At 33.1% G+C, this 1574-nt stretch carries 1 protein-coding gene; it reads left to right on the top strand.

Annotated features, from left to right (window positions below; translation table 11 throughout):
• Positions 1-110 precede the first annotated feature (110 nt).
• Positions 111-1388 carry a hypothetical protein gene (locus tag BB781_RS15035; RefSeq protein WP_094229261.1) on the top strand — a complete coding sequence of 426 codons (1278 nt, stop codon included), beginning with the start codon at positions 111-113 and terminating at the stop codon, positions 1386-1388.
• Positions 1389-1574: the final 186 nt, after the last annotated feature.

Here is a 1574-nt window from a genome sequence, read left to right as displayed (position 1 = left end):
GAGACTTTTTATTATTTTCTGTTATTTCACCATAACCAATCTTCTTTGTTTGCATTCATCCAAGTACATTATAGATAAATTAGTATATACGATGAATAAATACTATATGTATGACTAAAGGAAACATTCCCCTCAATAAATCACTAGCAAAAGAGATACAGGCTGGAAACCTAATACAAGAGCTTCCAGAAGTAATGTATGATGGAAATATGTACCCCTTGTTTACGATAATTTCTCCAAAACAGTGTTCTGTTTGTGGTTCTGATCTAAAACCACATAAACCATATGATCGATTTATAATCTCAAGTTATGGATTAATCGTTTGTTCAACAACCTATAGTATCTGTTCTAATGAAGGGTGTAAAAAACATCACAAAGACGTAATAATCGGCGTCACAGGATCCGCAAACTATAGTGATGAATTCATTGAAAAGCAAATGCATGTCAGGTATGGTAGTCATTGTAGTTTACATAATACGCAATATGCAGGCGAAATATACGGCATATATAACAGAGCACCATCGCCAACAACATTATGGAAATATGAACAAGTACAAGGAAAAATAGCTGTTGAAAAGTTAGTTGACGAAAATATTAATTTTAATGGTAAGTTATACATTGATGGTTATTGGGTTAAAACGGGATGGAAATCCTTTATAGAAAACCAAATGGGAAGAGAGCTATCAATGAGGGAATGGAAAAAGATTCGTTACAAAGTAATCTATGTAGTTGCCACCGAAGACCAGGTAATATTGGATTTTAAAATAACCAATCGGATGTCTGATCACCTTGAATTGATTCCTCTGATGAATAGGATCAAACAAAGAATACCTGATGTGAAAAGGTTGTGTATCGTTTCAGATGAGGATAAGGCAATTATTGGTGCAGTTAAAGAGGTTTTCCCAAATGCTATCCATTCTTTTTGTGTGTTTCATCAAATGAAAGCAATATCTAAAAAATATATGAATGAGTATTCCAGTATGGAAAATGTACCCGATGAGGACCTTATGGTTTATGATCTTGCAATTCAAGTGGTTCTCTCAGAAACAGTTATTCATTTGGTAGCGAACTACCATAAAATGATTGAAGCTTCAAAAGCAAAAACAATATCTAAAGCTTCAATGAAAGTTGTTATGTACGTTTCTAACATTTACTTCAAAAATCGAAAAACATTAGAGGCAGGATTTATTCCCGAAACAAACAACGTCATGGAACAGCTATTTTCATATATTGACAGTTTTATTTATCAAGCGAGGTCTTTTAAAACAATCAACGGATTGGCTAATTTTTTCAATAACTTGTTTACATTCATGAATCATAGGAAGTTTAATACGGGAATCCGCAAAGGTCAATTTCCACTCGAAATTGCACGAATGAAATACAGTTAAAATTTCAGTAGAACATATTTTGCTTTTTTATTAGTGGCAACTGTCTACAAATGAACGTCTTCATTCCTACGTTTTTAAAAAGGTGCATTCAAATGATTAGACTGCTAGGACTAATCATTTGAGAGAAGGGGGTTTAATAGGGTTTGACCACATTCGAAGCTTGAACAGAAAATAATAAAAAGTCTC

Origin of the sequence: Methanolobus psychrotolerans, assembly GCF_002243045.1 — an archaeon.
Taxonomy (GTDB): Archaea; Halobacteriota; Methanosarcinia; order Methanosarcinales; family Methanosarcinaceae; genus Methanolobus; species Methanolobus psychrotolerans.
This window is presented reverse-complemented; position numbering and strand designations above follow the sequence as displayed.